The organism is Streptomyces sp. NPDC002130, assembly GCF_040296465.1.
Lineage (GTDB): Bacteria > Actinomycetota > Actinomycetes > Streptomycetales > Streptomycetaceae > Streptomyces.
This window is the reverse complement of the sequence record NZ_JBEOXI010000682.1, coordinates 1-1,722: the sequence shown is the minus strand read 5'-3', so window position 1 is coordinate 1,722 and position 1,722 is coordinate 1. Positions and strand designations below refer to the sequence as shown.

Sequence of the window (1,722 nt, the reverse complement as noted above, 5' to 3'; positions counted from 1 at the left end):
GTTCCCTCTGGAGGGAACGGGCCGATGTCGGATCGACCAGGACTCAGGCGTTTTCGGAGACGCGAATCTCCTCGTGCTCCAAGCCCCGCGACGAATCGGGGACAATCTTGAACAGGGCGATGGCGCCGACCAGGCTGATCGTGCACACCCCGGCGAGATACCAGGTCACACCCGCCGAAGATCCAGTGGCGTCGAGCAGAGCCGTGGCGATCATCGGCGCCAGTCCACCACCGAGAATCGCACCACTCTGGAGAATCAGAGACGAGCCGGAATAGCGGACCTTGGCCGGGAAGGTGTCGGCGATGATGCTGCCCTGGACACAATGTGTGACCGGAACGATCAGGCCCATACCCAGGAACGCGATGACGGCGACCATTTTGTTCTCGGTGTTGAGGAGCGGGAAGAACACGATGCACCACAACAGGATTGCGGCTGATCCGCCGATGAACATGTGTCGACGCCCGTACTTGTCGGCGATCTTGGTCCAGAACGGGATGGAAAGGAACCACAGGACTGCGGCAGCGGTCACGCTGAGCACGAGGAACTGCTTGTCGTAGCCCAGATGTTGCGTGCCGTACGACAGAGTGAACACCATGAAGGCGTACGCCACGGCGGAGTTCGCCAAGCACGCGGCAAGCGTGAGAGACAAACGGGGGAAGCCGACCTTGAGCGACTCACGCAGCGGGAAGCGAACTATTTCGCCCTTCTCCATGACCCCGGCAAATGACGGCGACTCGGTGACGCGCAGGCGGATCACCAAACCGATCGCCACCAGAACGAAGCTCAGCAGGAAGGGGATTCGCCAACCCCACGACGCGAATGCGGAGTCCGACATCACGGCGTTGGTCGTCAGGAAAATGCCGTTGGCGAGAACCAGTCCGGCAGGTGTGCCCATCTGCGGGAAACCTGCATACAGATTCTTCTGCCCGGCCGGCGCATGCTCCATCGACATGAGTGTCGCGCCGGCGCCTTCACCGCCAAGACCGATGCCCTGAACGACGCGCATGGCCACCAGGAGGACGGGTGCCCAGAACCCGATGGAGTCGTAGTTCGGGATGAGGCCGATGAGTGTGGACCCGACGCCCATCATCACCAGCGAGACCACGAGCGTGGCCTTGCGCCCGATGCGGTCACCGAAGTGCCCGAACACGAGTCCACCTACCGGCCGTGCGATGAACCCGACGGCGAAGGTGCTGAAGGCAGCCAGCGTGCCGGCCGTGGGGCTCAGGCTCGGAAAGAATTGTTTGTTGAAGATCAGCGCGGCGGCTGTGCCGTAGAGGAAGAAGTCGTACCATTCGAGAGTTGTGCCGGCCAGGGTTGCCATGGCAACTCGGCTGCGGGCAGCTTTCTCCGGCAACGGCTTTCCGTCACTCGTCGTGCTGTTGGATATCTTGTCTGACATCGCGGAACCTATCGATTGGATGGGGCAGGCGGACGATGAAGTCTGTAGTCACCGACCCCGTCTTCGGGATTGTCGGTATCACGAGCGTCGTCGATCGTTGTGTTTGGAATTGTGCTCGCTCGAGACATGACTCACAAATGCCGAATTCACCGTCCGCCATACCGGAAAAGGTATAGCCGGGGCCTCAGACGAGACCCAGGAAGCGTTCGGCATTCCCCCGCGAAATCAGTTGGCGCGCAGTATCGTCCAAGAACTCACTCTTGCGAACCACCTCACCGACCGGACGCTCCCCCAAGGGGTACGGGTAATCACTACCCACC

At 61.2% G+C, this 1,722-nt stretch carries 1 protein-coding gene and 1 pseudogene; both read right to left on the bottom strand.

Translation table 11 applies throughout. The features are described from left to right. Positions 1-43: 43 nt before the first annotated feature. Entirely contained in the window at positions 44-1,324 is a 1,281-nt protein-coding gene (locus ABT116_RS44400) for an MFS transporter (RefSeq protein ID WP_351646577.1), read from the bottom strand. A gap of 262 nt (positions 1,325-1,586) precedes the next feature. Beyond that, a pseudogene (locus ABT116_RS44395) lies at positions 1,587-1,722 on the bottom strand (amidohydrolase family protein); the annotation flags it as partial.